The sequence below is a fragment of the Cyclonatronum proteinivorum genome (assembly GCF_003353065.1).
In the GTDB taxonomy this organism is placed as follows: Bacteria; Bacteroidota; Rhodothermia; order Balneolales; family Cyclonatronaceae; genus Cyclonatronum; species Cyclonatronum proteinivorum.
In genome coordinates, this window is the sequence record NZ_CP027806.1 from 1,005,051 (window position 1) to 1,020,000 (window position 14,950).

The 14,950-nt window shown below is 51.0% G+C and carries 11 protein-coding genes, 3 tRNA genes and 1 rRNA gene; 8 read left to right on the forward strand and 7 right to left on the reverse strand.

From position 1 onward, the window contains the following. The first annotated feature begins 27 nt into the window (after positions 1 to 27). The gene (locus CYPRO_RS03885) at positions 28 to 2,427 is read left to right on the forward strand and encodes a S9 family peptidase (RefSeq protein ID WP_164682514.1); all 2,400 of its coding nucleotides are present in this window, start codon (positions 28 to 30) and stop codon (positions 2,425 to 2,427) included. 519 nt (positions 2,428 to 2,946) lie between these two features. On the opposite strand, the gene CYPRO_RS03890 is transcribed toward CYPRO_RS03885, so the two are convergent. The 6 genes from CYPRO_RS03890 to CYPRO_RS03915 form a co-directional block, all read right to left on the reverse strand. Beyond that, a complete protein-coding gene (locus CYPRO_RS03890; RefSeq protein WP_114983374.1) occupies positions 2,947 to 3,840 on the reverse strand; it encodes a ChaN family lipoprotein in 894 nt (297 codons plus the stop codon). Positions 3,841 to 3,959: 119 nt separating this feature from the next. Beyond that, a complete protein-coding gene (locus tag CYPRO_RS03895; RefSeq protein ID WP_164682516.1) occupies positions 3,960 to 5,153 on the reverse strand; it encodes a DUF1566 domain-containing protein in 1,194 nt (397 codons plus the stop codon). A 299-nt stretch (positions 5,154 to 5,452) separates the two neighbouring features. Beyond that, positions 5,453 to 6,058: a YceI family protein gene (locus CYPRO_RS03900; protein WP_164682518.1), complete on the reverse strand. Its 606-nt coding sequence runs from the start codon at positions 6,056 to 6,058 to the stop codon at positions 5,453 to 5,455. Between the two features lie 13 nt (positions 6,059 to 6,071). Beyond that, a complete protein-coding gene (locus tag CYPRO_RS03905) occupies positions 6,072 to 6,386 on the reverse strand; it encodes a Dabb family protein (protein ID WP_114983377.1) in 315 nt (104 codons plus the stop codon). A 218-nt stretch (positions 6,387 to 6,604) separates the two neighbouring features. Next, positions 6,605 to 8,359 carry an MFS transporter gene (locus CYPRO_RS16700; protein ID WP_240644829.1) on the reverse strand — a complete coding sequence of 585 codons (1,755 nt, stop codon included), beginning with the start codon at positions 8,357 to 8,359 and terminating at the stop codon, positions 6,605 to 6,607. A gap of 298 nt (positions 8,360 to 8,657) precedes the next feature. Further along, positions 8,658 to 8,996, reverse strand: coding sequence for a hypothetical protein (locus tag CYPRO_RS03915; RefSeq protein ID WP_124245513.1), 339 nt, complete (start codon positions 8,994 to 8,996; stop codon positions 8,658 to 8,660). Positions 8,997 to 9,190: 194 nt separating this feature from the next. Here CYPRO_RS03915 and CYPRO_RS03920 point away from each other — a divergent pair, with 194 nt between their 5' ends. The 3 genes from CYPRO_RS03920 (at position 9,191) to CYPRO_RS03930 (ending at position 11,093) form a co-directional block, all read left to right on the forward strand. Beyond that, entirely contained in the window at positions 9,191 to 9,547 is a 357-nt protein-coding gene (locus tag CYPRO_RS03920; protein WP_114985689.1) for a carboxymuconolactone decarboxylase family protein, read from the forward strand. A 64-nt stretch (positions 9,548 to 9,611) separates the two neighbouring features. Beyond that, on the forward strand, positions 9,612 to 10,754 hold the full coding sequence (locus CYPRO_RS03925) for a BamA/TamA family outer membrane protein (protein WP_114983379.1): 1,143 nt from the start codon (positions 9,612 to 9,614) through the stop codon (positions 10,752 to 10,754). A gap of 99 nt (positions 10,755 to 10,853) precedes the next feature. Next, the gene (locus CYPRO_RS03930) at positions 10,854 to 11,093 is read left to right on the forward strand and encodes a hypothetical protein (protein WP_114983380.1); all 240 of its coding nucleotides are present in this window, start codon (positions 10,854 to 10,856) and stop codon (positions 11,091 to 11,093) included. Positions 11,094 to 11,135: 42 nt separating this feature from the next. Here the strand turns inward: CYPRO_RS03930 and CYPRO_RS03935 are convergent, their stop codons facing one another. Then, complete coding sequence (locus CYPRO_RS03935) at positions 11,136 to 11,606, reverse strand: DUF4174 domain-containing protein (protein ID WP_164682520.1); 471 nt, start codon at positions 11,604 to 11,606, stop codon at positions 11,136 to 11,138. A 221-nt stretch (positions 11,607 to 11,827) separates the two neighbouring features. Here CYPRO_RS03935 and CYPRO_RS03940 point away from each other — a divergent pair. The 4 genes from CYPRO_RS03940 (at position 11,828) to CYPRO_RS03955 (ending at position 14,800) form a co-directional block, all read left to right on the forward strand. Further along, positions 11,828 to 11,900: transfer RNA gene (locus tag CYPRO_RS03940), tRNA-Phe, on the forward strand. 1,041 nt (positions 11,901 to 12,941) lie between these two features. Next, positions 12,942 to 14,483 (forward strand): 16S ribosomal RNA (locus CYPRO_RS03945). A gap of 115 nt (positions 14,484 to 14,598) precedes the next feature. Then, a tRNA-Ile gene (locus tag CYPRO_RS03950) sits at positions 14,599 to 14,672 on the forward strand. A 54-nt stretch (positions 14,673 to 14,726) separates the two neighbouring features. Beyond that, positions 14,727 to 14,800: transfer RNA gene (locus tag CYPRO_RS03955), tRNA-Ala, on the forward strand. Positions 14,801 to 14,950 lie beyond the last annotated feature (150 nt).

A 14,950-nucleotide genomic window follows, 5' to 3' on the forward strand; every position in this document is an offset into this window, starting at 1 on the left:
TTTTTGCTGTTTTTTTTTCCGTACATCTTGACTGCTCAGACAGGCACGGATGATGCTGTTTATCAGATGCCGCCTGAGGAGGTGGTTGCGATTGTGGATGCTCCCGCTACGCCAGCCGTATCCCTGAGTCCGAACCGGGAGTATATGATGCTGATGCACAGAGCGGGCCTGCCCGGTATTATTGAGCTGGCACAGCCGGAGCTGAGGCTGGCGGGAATCCGGATTAACCCGCGCACCAATGGCCCGAGTCGCGCAAGCGGTTTTACAGGTCTGGCTCTTGTTGATATGGCAAACGGTGAGGAAATCGCCGTTTCGGGCTTACCTGATGATGCTTCCATCGGCAGTGTGAGCTGGTCGCCTGATGGCACCCGCTTTGCCTTCACCAACACAACGCTTGATGCGGTTGAGCTTTGGATGGGCTCGGTAGCTTCCCGCTCTGTTTCGCTTGTACCGGATATTCAGGTGAATGATACCTATTTCGGGTCGAGTCTGAGCTGGCACCCTTCTTCTGAAATCCTGTATGTGCGGGCCGTACCTGCGGGCAGAGGCGACGCGCCGGAACCGGAACTTGCCCCGCGCGGACCTGTTATTCAGGAAAATATCGGCCGGTCGGCTCCGGCTCGCACCTATCAGGATATGCTGAGCAATGCACATGATGAAGCGCTGTTCGAGTACTATTTTACGGCTCAGATTAAAGAAGTACAGGTCACTGATTTTACCCGCCGTGAAGTGGGTGAGGCCGGCATTATCAGAAGCATGTCGCCGGCGCCGGGCGGGGCGTATCTTATGGTGGCCTTTACCGACCGCCCGTTTTCGTACACTGTTCCGGCTTCCCGCTTTCCGGTACGTACGGAGATTTGGGACACGGACGGAAATGTGGTTGAGACCGTCGCTGAAATTCCGCTGCAGAATGAAATCCCCATCGGGTTCAATGCTACGTCAGTTGGTCCGCGCAGCATTACCTGGCGCAATGATGCGCCGGCTACGGTGGTATGGGTAGAAGCGCAGGATGAGGGCAATCCCCGTGTGGAAGCTGATACGCGCGATCTTGTCTTCATGCAGGAAGTACCGTTTACCGGGGCGCCTGATGTGCTTGCACGGCTTGAATACCGCTTTAGCGGCATTATGTGGGGACATGGCGAGCTTGCCCTTATTCGCGAGCGCTGGTTCGATAACCGCAACGAGCGCTTGTGGCGGGTTGCCCCCGATAACATCCGGGGAAGTCAGCTGCTGGTTTGGGACCGCAATTACGAAGATATTTACAACGATCCGGGAAGTCCGCAAATGCGCGTCAGTGACTCCGGTAATATGGTGCTGAATACCGATGACAGCGGATTCGGTATTTTTCTGACCGCGCTCGGTGCTTCAGATGAGGGTAACCGCCCGTTTCTGGACCGGCTTGACCTCACTTCGGAACAAACGGAGCGCCTTTGGCAAAGTGCTTCGCCATTCTACGAGCGGGTCGTTACCATGCTGGATAACACCGGTTCGCAGGTGATTACGCTGCGGGAGTCTCAGACGGTACCTGCTAATTATTTTCAGCGGGATTTATCGGCGGATACAGAAATTGCGCTCACACAGTTCGAACATCCCAACCCGGACTTACGCGATGTGCGGCGTGAGCTTGTTACGTATGAGCGGGCCGATGGGGTGCCCCTGAGCGGAACCCTGCTGCTTCCGCCGGGCTACGATCCGGAAACCGATGGCCGGCTTCCGCTAATGGTTTGGGCGTATCCGCGGGAGTTCAGAAGTGCTGATGCCGCCGGACAGCGTTCGGATTCTCCGTATCGGTTTGTGAATATCGGATACTGGGGACCGCAGTGGCTGATCACGCAGGGCTACGCTGTGCTCGACGCCGCAACCATGCCCATTGTCGGAGAAGGCGATAAAGAACCCAATGATACCTTTATTGATCAGCTGATTATGAACAGTGAGGCGGCTATCGATGCTGTGGCTGATATGGGTATTGCAGATCCGAACCGCGCAGCGATTGGCGGGCACAGCTATGGCGCGTTCATGGTCGCGCACATCCTGGGGAATTCGGATTTGTTCCGCGCCGGTATTGCGCGGAGCGGCGCCTACAACCGAAGCCTGACCCCGTTTGGGTTTCAGCGGGAACAGCGTACCCTTTGGGATGATACCAATCTGTATATCACCATGTCTCCTTTCTTTAACGCGCACAACATTAAGCACCCTATTCTGCTGATTCACGGGGAAGCGGATAACAATTCCGGGACTTTTCCGCTGCAGAGCGAGCGGCTCTTTCAGGCCATTCAGGGTCTTGGGGGCACGGCACGTCTGGTGATGCTGCCGCATGAATCGCACGGCTACCGCGCCCGCGAGTCTGTGATGCACATGCTGTGGGAAACACACCGCTGGCTCGATAAATTTGTGAAGCACGCGGACGAACTTACGGAAGCAAATTAACCCGCATTATTCACAATTAAACAGAATTTATTTGCTAAATGTAAGTTTAATTTCGACTTAGTGAAAAACACCGGTAGCCCAAATTTGGGTGTGGTTTAAAGACTGCGAAATTTCCCCGCTGGCTACGTTAAAGCTGAAAACTCATGCTCAGGGTACTTAGGTACCCTTCCGCTGAGTTTTCAGCTTCGCCTTGCCAGCAAGAAAATTTCTTGGTGAATAATGCGGGTTAATCGAATCCCGTGATTTCATCACAAAATCGGGTCGGTGCCAAATTACAGGTGCCGGCCCGTTTTTGTTTATGGAGGATGTGCAAAAGGAAAAGAAAGGCAGGGCAGGGGGGAGGCGTTGCTGCTGCAAAAAAGCAACGCCTCCATCTTAGGTTTAGGAGCCCGGAGTCTGCCACGGCGCACCTGATGTTCACGGAGTTTCCCCCAAATAAAAAAACTTCCGAATCGCTTAGTGGCCGGGTTCGGGCGATGCGGTTTGAATACGATTGCGCGTACCGGGGGCGGAGGGCGGTCAGTAGGTTTTGGTCATGCGTTCGTGGACCTGCAGCACAACGGTTGCCCGCCCGAGATACTCTTCATTAAAGACTGCCGGTTCGGCCTGATCGGTGGTGGTGATGGTCATGATGCTGCCTTCGAAGCCGTAGTAGCGGAGGTACCAGTAGATGCCTTCGAAGTTATCAGAGTGGTAGGCGCCGTTAAGGTGCAGGTGCTGTGTTTCGCCCTCGCGGAATGAGTGCAGAATGAAGTGCGCCATGGTTGCGTCTTTCGAAGCCTGCGAGAGGGCAAGGTTGTCGCCGCCGTGGCCGTGGGCCATTTGTGTGATGTTGGCGTATCCTGGGAGCTCCAGATCAACGGTAATGGGGACCGGGGCTATCCATTGACGGGCTTCCGGATCGAGCTGATCGAGCGCGGTGAGTCCGTCGCGGAATACCATGGAGGCGTAGCGGCGCGGGATGTTGGTTGCAATTACGGGTATGCCCTGCTCGCGCGCAAACTGAACGATGGGTCGGTAATCGGTAGCGTAATTGTTCCACAGGCGGGCCTGTTCTTCGAAATTACGGTCGGTAATCAGGCCTGAGAGGTATTCATCCATGATGATCTGCTGATCGGCTTCGAACATTTCCATGCCGATGATCAGGCTTCGGGTGGTATCTGCATGCAGGCTGCGCGTGAGTTCATGCTGCAGCCAGTGCGCGATGGCATTATTATGGAGTTCACCAAACAGAATAATGTCGTGGCTGCGCGCGGTTTCGGCTACGTCCTGCCAGTTTATGCGCTCGCCATCTGCCGTGAAGAAAACGTGTGAGGGGTTTTCATCCGCAAGAGAAAGTTTCTGCGCGCTGCAACCGGTGAGGGCTGCGAGCATGAGGACCAAAAAGGTGCGGCAAAAAAATGTGGTTTGCATGCCGGGGAAGGGGGTTCGTTTAGGATGACAGAGGTGCAAATATGCCGAAAATGGAGGTGAGTACAAAGCTGTAAATCCGAAGCCGGATGTTGGCAAGGAGTGCGTGTGCCGCAGTCAGCTTAGAAAGCCCGGATAGGTCTGACCCTTTCCTGCATCCATTTCGGGAGCAGCCGGTGATTACCGGTTCCCATAAAAATGCCCCATGCGGCCCCGTCGTCCTGCTCGGTAGAACTCCAGTAAAACTCATTGGAAAGCCCGGCTTTATTCTGACCGCTTACGTAAAGGGTATTGAGCATAATTTCAAGTTCTGCCCGGCTTGGGATGAACCAGTCCGCGTAGCCGTCGATGTTAAGTTCAGCGACAATTTTAGCAATGTTGTTGTCTGACTGACTGCAGCGGTCCAGAAGTTTTTGCAGGTTGGCCCTGCCGTCGCCCAGGCGGTAGTTTGTAGCTTCTAAAAACTGATTATAGCAGGGGAATTCTGCCCGAATGTCATCACTTAGTCCGCCCCAGCCTGCCGGTGCTGCTTCGAGAAAAGTGAAAGGGAAACGGTTGTTTTCATCATAATAAAAAATGATGCCTCCGGCCGGACCAATTTCTCCAATTTCATAAGGTGGAAAAGTGAAACGGATGGTTTCCCCGAAAACGGTACCTTTTTCCGTGATAGCAAAAGCCCGAAAGAAATAATCGACGCCAAATTGCAGGTTGGTGAGGGGCAATTGAAAGGGGCGGCCATCCGGTATTTCAACAGTTTCCTCCGGCTGACTCATACGATCTTCACTGCCCCATACAAAGCCTCTGCGCATGATGCCGTCCGGGCTTGTGCCGGTCACGATACCTCTGAGCACTGCACTTCGGGCTGATCGCGCAAAAGAGATCAAATCAGAGGAGGTTACCCTGATGACACTGAATTCGTCGGTTTGGATTTCCTTCATGGGTCCGTAGCGGGTTTCGTAGGCCGTTGTGAGGTACGGACGTGCAAAGTAGGTGATCCCGGAATCCAGCCCGCTTACCTGAAGTTCTGCCCTACCGGATAAAACGGGTGCTGAGACGCATGTGTGTCTTATAGTGGGGTTAGGCTCGGTATGCACGCAAATGCCGGTGCCGATAACTTCCGTTTGGGTGATTTCGGCCCAGCTAACATCGAAATTGAGGGTGCTTTGATTGACGGCCTGCGCATCATGAAAAATCATGAGATTACGCACGTTTTCAAGGCTAACAGCCGGCGCTTCATCCGTAAGGGTTGACTTTCCGCCCGAACAGGCCGTTAGGAAAACCATTAGGGCAAGCCCCGTAAAAAAAGTGAGTCTCATTAAGGGTGCAATGAAAAGTATGAATCTGAACCTAACCCGCATTATTCACAATTAAACAGAATTTATTTGCTAAATGTAAGTTTAAATTTGGTTTAGTGAAAAAAGCCGGTAGCCCAAATTTGAGTGTTATGTAAAGACTGCAAAATTTCCCCGCTGGCTGCGTTGAAGTTGAAAACTCCTGCTCAGGGTACTTAGGTAGCCTTCCGCTGAGTTTTCAACTTCGCCTTGCCGGCAAGAAAATTTCTTGGTGAATAATGCGGGCTAAAGCGCTCAGGCAGGGATTATTCGCGGTTTGTGCTTTAATTCCCGCTTTGAGCACTTAAAACAAATGATACGCTGACTTCCTGTACATCGTTAAGCCTAACGAGCAGAAAGCGGGGACGTGTGATGTTGTAGTCGCTAAGTTTGATGTCAAAAGTACTTGAAATTTCTACAGTTGTGTTTTCGCTGTTTTCCGTTTTTTGGAAAAGGATGTTACCTGGAATTTCAACTTCTCTTTCAAATCCGGCAATACTAAAGGTGCCCTTTGCGATGTACTCGCCGTTTGTTTGGGATGCGGACTGCCAGTTTTGTACTAAGCCGTTGAACTTAATATAAGGATTATCTTCGCTTAGCAAATAATCCTCGCGCATTTTTGCGTCCCTGCGGTTGTTGCCGGTTCGGATGGAATCTACAGGTACTTCAAACCGGAAGTGTCCGGTTTCTGTATTAAATGACCCGGTTGCAGCGCTTGTTATGCCGTCGAACCGTTCGATTTGGGTACGGGAACTGAATACAACATCGGATTCAGTGACGACAAACTGATGCTGATCCTGCGCAAGTATTGTTGAGAATGGGAGAGCGGTTATTGTGAAAGCGAACAGCAAACAGCCGCATAAAACTACAAGTCCTTTATTGAGTATCAATGCGAAGGAATTGTTAAACGGAAGTATCATAGACTTTGATGGATGTCCAGTATGGCTTGAAGTCAGCCACAAATTTTTGGTGCAGCTCATGCTGCTGATAGGTGTTGAGGTCGGCTTCATCCTGAAACAGCATGTGCAGGCTCATTCCGTAGCTGTTGTCGACCACATCGCGCTCAATACCTGCCGGCGGACCTGCAAAAGTGAGCTGAACAACGCTCAGCTGATTGTTAAGTTCGAAAATGCGCTCACGCTGCTGTTCAAAGATTTCTTCCGGTGTATCTGTCTTAAAGTAGAAGTACACGGAGTGCAGAATCATCGATTGCTTCATAAAAAATAATTTGGGTGATTAAAAAAGGCTCAAAAATGAATGTATAAAACGGAAAGCAGTTTGCCAATGCTGAAAAAGGCTTATTACGGGTTAAGGTTCAATAAATTCCAACAATTCCAAAAAAAACGGAAGCCGCACAGCTGTCAGCTTCCGTTTTTTACTGAAAAGACAGGCTTCGCACTCAGGCACAGTCTAATTGACCGATTCCGGTTACCATATCAGGCCTTGATTTTATCGGGATCATCCACATCATCTACGAGAAAAGTGAGTCCGGCAGCAAGAATCCAGGTTAAGCCGCCGAGAACCAGTGCGTAAATGGCCTGACCTCCAAAAACAGTGCCCACTAAAAAGCCCAGGATGGACGCTGCGAGAATCTGCGGGAGTACGATGAAGAAGTTGAAAATCCCCATGTAGGTACCCATTTTACTTGCAGGCAGGGAGCCCGCCAGAATGGCATACGGCATCGATAGAATACTTGCCCAGGCCAGGCCAACACCAATCATGGAAACCAGAATCATCACAGGATTGCTGATAAAGTAGATGGAAATCAGCCCGGCTGCGCCTGCAACCAGGGCAAGGGCGTGCGTCGTTTTACGGTTGGTGTAACCGGCAATCACCGGCAGCATAAAGGCCACAAGTGCCGCGAAGCCATTGTAAATTCCGAAGGCGACCCCGACCCAATCGGCGCCGGCATTGTATTCCTGTTCGATACGTCGCAGGCTCGCCCGGGTAGCGTCTGATAACTCCGCGCGCCCTTCCTCCAGATAAAAGTTGACGACCCGCATACTTGCCACCACGTTTGACAGGCCCGCATCAACCTGCGCCTGATAGCTGTCGATATCTCCCTGAATGCGCTCGAAGCGGGAAAACCAGTCGGCATCGGTTTGTGCCGAAAGTCCGGGCAGGGTCGCGCTCAGCTCTGCAACTTCCACGGCATCCAGACGCATATCATAGATGTGACTTGTTACGGCTGATGTTGTGTAAATCCACATCGCGAAGAGCGCGAACCATGAAAAGAATTGCACTACTGCCAGCTGTTTCATGGTTTTTGGCATGAGGTAGAGGTCGTCAAATACCACAACCATCCCGTTTCGGCTTCCGCTGCGCTGCCAAAGCCCGACGAGTACAAGGACCAGACCAATAGCAGCAATACCAACTGTTAGGATATAAAGCTCCTGTGCCCATGTCTGACTGTAAACGGCAGCGCTTAGTAACACGCCAAGCGCCATAATCAGCGGACCGTGCCGCAGTTTGGTGCCCGCACGTTCTTCCGAAGATTGCTCCGGTGTTTCAATTTTTTCATCAATGCCGAGTTGTTGCTTGTCATATTCTTCGAACGCTTCGAGTTCTTCCGGGCTGTATTCTTTGGTTTTGATAATGGTCCACATCACTGCGAGGAAGAAAATGATACCCCCGAAGTAAAAGGAAAACTTCACTGAATCGGGGATCATCCCTTCGGGCGCTGTATTGGAAATGCCAAACCAGTTGGTCATCATCCACGGCAAAAAGGAGCCAATAAATGCTGCAATCCCGATGAAGAAGGACTGCATCGCGAACCCTTTGGTACGCTGTTCGGAAGGCAGCATATCACCCACAAAGGCCCGGAAAGGCTCCATTGTGATATTGATAGAGGCGTCGAGAATCCACAGCATCCCGGCGGCAATCCACAAATAGGGAGAATTCGGCATGATAAACAGCGCCGCAGACGCCAGAATCGCACCGATCAGAAAAAAAGGACGGCGGCGGCCAAAACTGTTCCAGGTGTTGTCGCTGAGGTAGCCTACAATCGGCTGCACGATAAGTCCGGTAACCGGCGCGGCAATCCAGAGGATGGGAATCTGACTTACATCGGCCCCCAGGGTTTCAAAAATGCGGCTCACGTTGGCGTTCTGTAGTGCGAACCCGAACTGAATACCCAAGAAACCGAAACTCATGTTCCAGATTTGCCAAAAGCTCAGCTGTGGTTTTTTCATGTAAAGGAAGGATTTGGGATAAAGGGATGAATTAGCGTGTGCTGTAACCGCTTACAGTGCCACAAAATAGGCAATTTCAAGGTCGGAACGGAACCCGATTTTGGTTTCAGATTTTCCCGCTCTACAATTCAAAACGGGTAGCAGCCCTTTGGGAAGCGTATTGAGTCAGCAACTTTGAACAGCAAAGTACCCCGGAGCGGATGTCCTCTATGAGCGCATTGCATTGCCGCCCTGTAAAACAAAAAAAGGCACATAACTATGAAAGTCATGTGCCTGTATGCATTTCGGGTCAGTTATTTCAGACCGCTTCAAGTTCATCAAGCGGCAGCTGTTCTGACAGCTTTACTTCATCGGAACCATTTTCTTTAACTTCTACCGGGATTTCATAATGAATACGGGTTTGAAAGAGTGCTTCCGGATCAGTGCTGTCGCGATAGCGAAATTCGTAGTCTACATAAATGACAGCCCCTTCGCCTTTACTCCGCACCGGAATGCCAACGGGAAATTCGGGATTCTCTCTGATGATGTGACCCTGCCGTTCTGTTTTGCCTTCATTGTTTTCAAAGCTAACGTGAAGCCTGTTGTGATGGCTGGGCGCTTCAAGCGCGAATCTGTCGGGCAGGCGTAAATCAATCATTACGGTATATTCTGTGCTTCCTACTTGCTGTAATTCTTTTCTTATCTTTCTTTCGGGGCTCATAGTTGTCCTTCATTTTAGTGGAGAATTTTCTAAATTTATAAATATAATGGAGATACGGTCGTCCGCGTTCCATGGAATGCTGCGGCGCCTGTTCGTACCTCCTGAAAACACACAGGTATCAGGTTAATTCAGTGAGTAAACTCGACGATTTCAGAGCCGAAAGGCAGCGAATGAATGAAAAAATTATGGGGCTGGACCATCTCGGGGTGAAGCGTTTCTTTAACCTCGACACCAACACCTATCGTGATGGTGCCCTCGATGGTAAAACCAAAGAGTTGCTCGGCCTTGTTGCTTCAGCTGTGCTCCGGTGCAACGACTGCATCGACTATCACCTTGAGCAGTGCGCGCTTGCAGGGTACACCCATGCCGAAATCATTGATGCTTTAAACGTTGCGCTGATTGTGGGCGGAAGTATTGTGATACCTCATTTTCGTCATGCTGTTGCGACACTCGAGCAGTTGCAGGAAGAAGGAAGCCTCAAAGCGTGAGGTTCACAGTACGCAAACATAGCCAGATATTCAGCCGGCTTTCTGCCGTAAGCATGTTTACTGTATGAAAGATTTGAGCCGAATCCTACATATTGTAGCCTTAACAGGCATTATTTTGCTGGGTACAATCAGCGATGGAAGAGCCTCAAATACAGATTCAGTATCGGTAGGGGGAATCCCAACAGCAGGATTTAGCAGTGATTCCGGATTTGGTTTTGGCGGTTTTCTGCAGCATATCACCTATGAGCAGGATCATGATCATTTCAGAAGAAAATTCCGCGCGCAAAGTACCATATTCTTAAGGGGAAAGCTCTTCGCGAATATTGTTTATGAGCATCGCTTCGCATCGGATGATCATTTTTTAGTAAGCGCGGCCGGGCAGCTGGATCCGGACGCGCTGTATTTCGGACGTGGAATGGAGGCTGAATTTTCTGCATCAGACCTCAGAAGCGAAATATATCATTACCGACGGGAGATGTTCATGGTTGAAGCCGTTTACAGCTTTGCATTGGGCTCTTCAGATCGTATCAGATACTTTCTCGATGCGGGCGTAAGCGGCGGTGCCATACGCACAAAAGTCTCTGACGACAGCAGGCTTGGGCAGCAGCAGCTTTTTGGCATAAGCGGGGGGATTAGAAATGCCGTTTTTGCGGGTCTCAGGCGGGATGCACGCGATAACATCAACCGTACTTCCGAAGGCAGTTATTTTACAGGACGCCTAACCCTCATTCCGGAACTAACGGGAAACAGAAATACGCTCATCAAAACCGAGGGATCTGCAGCTTTTTACCTGCCTCTTGCCGAACTGGGCGGTGAGCCGCTCTTGTTGGCAAGCCGCGCACAATTCCGGCAGATTATAGGAAAAGCCCCTTTTTATGAGCAGCCAACGCTGGGAGATGAGTTTACGCTGCGAGGGTATCCCCTCGAACGCTTTCGTGACAACGGAAGCATGCTCCTGACCGCTGAGTTTCGCGGCTGGCTCTTCCGGCTTCCCTGGTACAATGCGCAGCTTGGCGGTCATGTATTTACTGATGCCGGAACTGTTTTTCTGCATCCGGGCCAAATGCCGGATCTGCGTCAGTGGAGAATGACTGGTGGAATTGGCGGTGTATTGTCAGTCTTTACCCGCGATTTTGTGCTCCGGGGTGATTTGGGATTTTCGCGGGAAGCATGGCGTATTTACGCGGGTTTGGGATACACTTTTTAAAACATGTACCTTTAGGCACTCTGAAAACCCTTCTGCCAAAAGAAGCAGCCCTGAAATTATAATCTGCACTAAAACAAAGAAACTGCGCCAATCTGATTTATGATATTTCTGAACATTTTCATTTTGCTGGTCATTTTTATCAGCGGCTCCTGGCTGGCCAACGTGCTCATGCGCCGTTATGGGTACCCTGTACCCCGATCACTGCGCACCCGCGAAGACAAACTTCTTTTCCTGATGAAGCTCGTGCTTTTCTCCCTGCTAACAAGTCTGATGCTTGCTGCGCTGCTCATTTTCGGAATTGATCCGCTAAACTTAATGGGCAGGTCAGGGGTCGTTTAGGGTAGCAAAATCAATGGTCAACTATCGGAAGCTTTAGCGCTGTTACCGGTTTCTGATTTCGCGCTGCCGCATAGGCATGCGATCGATGATACCAAAAAGCCATTCAGGGGATACCATTTCATCGCTGAATGCTTTCACCCCACCGTCTTTTCCGATAAGTCTGAAGCTGAACGAGCTTAAACCGGCTTCGAGCTGCCGGGCTACACGGGAGGCTGATTCTGAAGATATTTCCTGTTCATCAAGCATACTACAGCCCTTCTGAAAGAGGGCAAGAATGCGCAGCTCGCGTTCAGCAAGTCCGGCGTCTTCCGCTATAAGCTGCTGTAGTTGTTGTTGAAAGCTGTGGTCAGAAGCCGAGGGTGCAGTTAAAACAATCAGGCGGTATTTCCAGCGAAACTCCTCAAGGGTGACATCCTGCACCGCCTCACAGCTGTCTGACTTTGGAGTATCCGCAAACGCAAAGAACAGCCCTAAGAAGAATGTTGTAAAGATCATCGTGATAAACTGTAGCATAAAAGATGATAGCCTTTTTATTTTGGTGATTTCCTGTCCAAGTCGCTGTTCAGCTTGTGTTTGCATTTGACTGAAGCCCTGATAGCAGTACCCTGACGGAGCTGAATACATTGAAATTGCTGATGATAGGGGATGCCAAAATAAAAAATATATTCTGGCAAAAAACACTTTTATTGATGTCCAAAACAGCTTATATTTTGAATCTGTTAAACAAGCTCATCGGGACTGTAGCTCAGTCGGTAGAGCAACGGACTGAAAATCCGTGTGTCGGCGGTTCGATTCCGCCCGGTCCCACAGAGTTAAAGCCTTGAATTGTATGTATTTACGATTCAAGGCTTTTTTTTGTTTGTGGATAGACCAACGCGAGAATTGTAATTATGGGTAACAAATGGGTAACAGAATACCATGCTCGGTTGAATCTGTTTTGATGAATGAAGTCTTTGAGCACTTACAGCAGATACCATCAGAAATGCGCGGGTTTGCATTAATTCTTTACTAAAAAGAAAATGAGTTGGGTTTGGCTGAGACCCGATGGCGCTCAATGAATTTGTTATAGTGTATGTGTTGGCTGTAAAGCAATGCCGTGAAATTTTAGGGCGGGGATAGTAAACAGCACCGAGCTATGAGTCTGATTGCAGAAAGTAACCTTGATTTCACTATGTCTTGAGCTGCACTTATTCGATGACGTTTGTTTCTAAAAAGAGTCATAATGGTTGAATCCTGAGTAAAAGCCGGTTGCAAATGAATGACCCAATGCCCGATGATAGCTGTTATCCGTTATGTCTATGCTGCAGCCCCTGAACGCGTCAACTTCTAAATTGAAACGTGCTGTCCTCTGCCCTCTGCCCTCTGTCCTCTGTCCTCTGTCCTCTGTCTTCTGTCCGCCGTCTGCCGTCTGCCGTCCGCCGTCTGCCGTCCGCCGTCCGCCGTCCGCGGTCCAAAACATATCCCTGCCTCATTGGTTCAAAATAGCTATTGCGTTGGGTTGATATTGGGTTGTATATTTAAGGCCGCCCAGCGCTCACGGGTTTTGACAGCGGCCACAAATTTTGGCCCTTTCAAAATTAAGTGTTGACACGGGCTACAAGATTCCGTATCATTGGAATCTGCAACAAAAACGAAGTTCGGCAGCTCGCTGCCACCAACGTTTTCAGGTTGCACCGTTCTTTTTCTTAGTGAACAATTAGACAGAAGATCGCATAGCGAAGCCTTAGAAGTCGATTCCGGAGTTAGGATGTTCGGTTTTACCGGATGTCCGCTCTAAAGATATATGATAGGAAGCAAAGGCAAACAATGCGTTGTTTTTAGTTAGGATGCTTAATTGCATAACAATTTACAACGGAGAGTTTGATCCTGGCTCAGGACGAACGCTGGCGGCGGGCTTAACACATGCAAGTCGCAGGGGATTCAGGGGGCTTGCCCCCTGATGAGACTGGCGCACGGGTGCGTAACACGTAAGCAATCTGCCTACAGGAGGGGGATAACCCGGCGAAAGCCGGGCTAATACCGCATAATGCAGCGGGGCCGCATGGCCACAGTTGTTAAAGCCCTTCGGGGTGCCTGTAGATGAGCTTGCGGTGCATTAGGTAGTTGGTGAGGTAACGGCTCACCAAGCCTGTGATGCATAGGGGTTCTGAGAGGATGGTCCCCCACACTGGAACTGAGACACGGTCCAGACTCCTACGGGAGGCAGCAGTGAGGAATATTGCGCAATGGGCGAAAGCCTGACGCAGCCACGCCGCGTGCCGGAAGAAGGTCCTTTGGATTGTAAACGGCTTTTACCAGGGAAGAACCGGCTGGTTTCGACCGGCCCTGACGGTACCTGGTGAATAAGCACCGGCTAACTCCGTGCCAGCAGCCGCGGTAATACGGAGGGTGCAAGCGTTGTCCGGAATCATTGGGTGTAAAGGGTGCGCAGGCGGGCTTTTAAGTCTGGGGTGAAATCTTGCCGCTTAACGGTAAAATGGCCCTGGATACTGGAAGTCTTGAGTGTGACAGAGGTTGGCGGAATTCGTAGTGTAGCGGTGAAATGCACAGATATTACGAAGAACACCAGTGGCGTAGGCGGCCAACCGGGTCACAACTGACGCTCAGGCACGAGAGCGTGGGTAGCGAACAGGATTAGATACCCTGGTAGTCCACGCCGTAAACGATGTATACTAGGTGTTGGTCCTTTTAGGATCAGTGCTGCAGCTAACGCATTAAGTATACCACCTGGGGAGTACGTCGGCAACGATGAAACTCAAAGGAATTGACGGGGGCCCGCACAAGCGGTGGAGCATGTGGCTTAATTCGATGCAACGCGAAGAACCTTACCTGGGCTAAATTTGTGGTTAGGGATCCGAAAGGTGACCGACCGGCTTGCCGGCGCCACAGAAGGTGCTGCATGGCTGTCGTCAGCTCGTGCCGTGAGGTGTTGGGTTAAGTCCCGCAACGAGCGCAACCCCTATGGTTAGTTACCAGCACGTAAAGGTGGGGACTCTGGCCAGACTGCCTACGCAAGTAGTGAGGAAGGTGGGGACGACGTCAAGTCATCATGGCCCTTACGTCCAGGGCTGCACACGTGCTACAATGGTTGGTACAGAGGGTAGCGACCCCGCGAGGGGCAGCCAATCCTTAAAGCCAATCCCAGTTCGGATTGGAGTCTGCAACCCGACTCCATGAAGTTGGAATCGCTAGTAATCGCGTATCAGCAACGACGCGGTGAATACGTTCCCGGGCCTTGTACACACCGCCCGTCAAGCGATGGAAGTGGGGAGTACCTGACGCCGCCGCGCTAACCCTTCGGGGAGGCCGGTGTCCAGGGTAAGCCTCATAACTGGCGCTAAGTCGTAACAAGGTAGCCGTACCGGAAGGTGCGGCTGGATCACCTCCTTTTTAAGGAGCATGTTTGCCCGGCTTTTGAGGTAGCTGTGCGATCTTCTGAGTAATTGCCTGAACCAACCCCGTGCGGGCCGCAGGCCGGCAAGGGTGACGGGGCTTAAAGCGCAGCGGGCTTGTAGCTCAGGTGGTTAGAGCGCACGCCTGATAAGCGTGAGGTCGGAGGTTCAACTCCTCCCAAGCCCACTACCACCAGCGCCGGCAGGTGCAAAGCAACACCGGCAGGTGCAAAATCCTAAAGGGGCTATAGCTCAGCTGGCTAGAGCGCCTGCCTTGCAAGCAGGAGGTCACCGGTTCGACTCCGGTTAGCTCCACAAAACGGAGGACAGAAGACGGAAGTCAGAGGTCAGAAGCCAATAACTAAAAGCCAACAGCCAAATGCTGATGTTTGCTGTCGGGTGCAATTACCGAGGAAAAGTCTGATTGTTTGATTAACAGATTCCGCGTTGGACGCGAGTCCGGGT

Excerpts from the sequence above, each read along its gene's own strand:
- CYPRO_RS03890 (WP_114983374.1), bottom strand. The coding sequence starts at position 3,840 with ATGCAAACCACATTTTTTTGCCGCACCTTTTTGGTCCTCATGCTCGCA.
- CYPRO_RS03895 (WP_164682516.1), bottom strand. The coding sequence starts at position 5,153 with ATGAGACTCACTTTTTTTACGGGGCTTGCCCTAATGGTTTTCCTAACG.
- CYPRO_RS03905 (WP_114983377.1), bottom strand. The coding sequence starts at position 6,386 with ATGAAGCAATCGATGATTCTGCACTCCGTGTACTTCTACTTTAAGACA.
- CYPRO_RS16700 (WP_240644829.1), bottom strand. The coding sequence starts at position 8,359 with ATGAAAAAACCACAGCTGAGCTTTTGGCAAATCTGGAACATGAGTTTC.
- CYPRO_RS03915 (WP_124245513.1), bottom strand. The coding sequence starts at position 8,996 with ATGATTGATTTACGCCTGCCCGACAGATTCGCGCTTGAAGCGCCCAGC.
- CYPRO_RS03925 (WP_114983379.1), top strand. The coding sequence starts at position 9,612 with ATGAAAGATTTGAGCCGAATCCTACATATTGTAGCCTTAACAGGCATT.
- CYPRO_RS03930 (WP_114983380.1), top strand. The coding sequence starts at position 10,854 with ATGATATTTCTGAACATTTTCATTTTGCTGGTCATTTTTATCAGCGGC.
- CYPRO_RS03935 (WP_164682520.1), bottom strand. The coding sequence starts at position 11,606 with ATGCTACAGTTTATCACGATGATCTTTACAACATTCTTCTTAGGGCTG.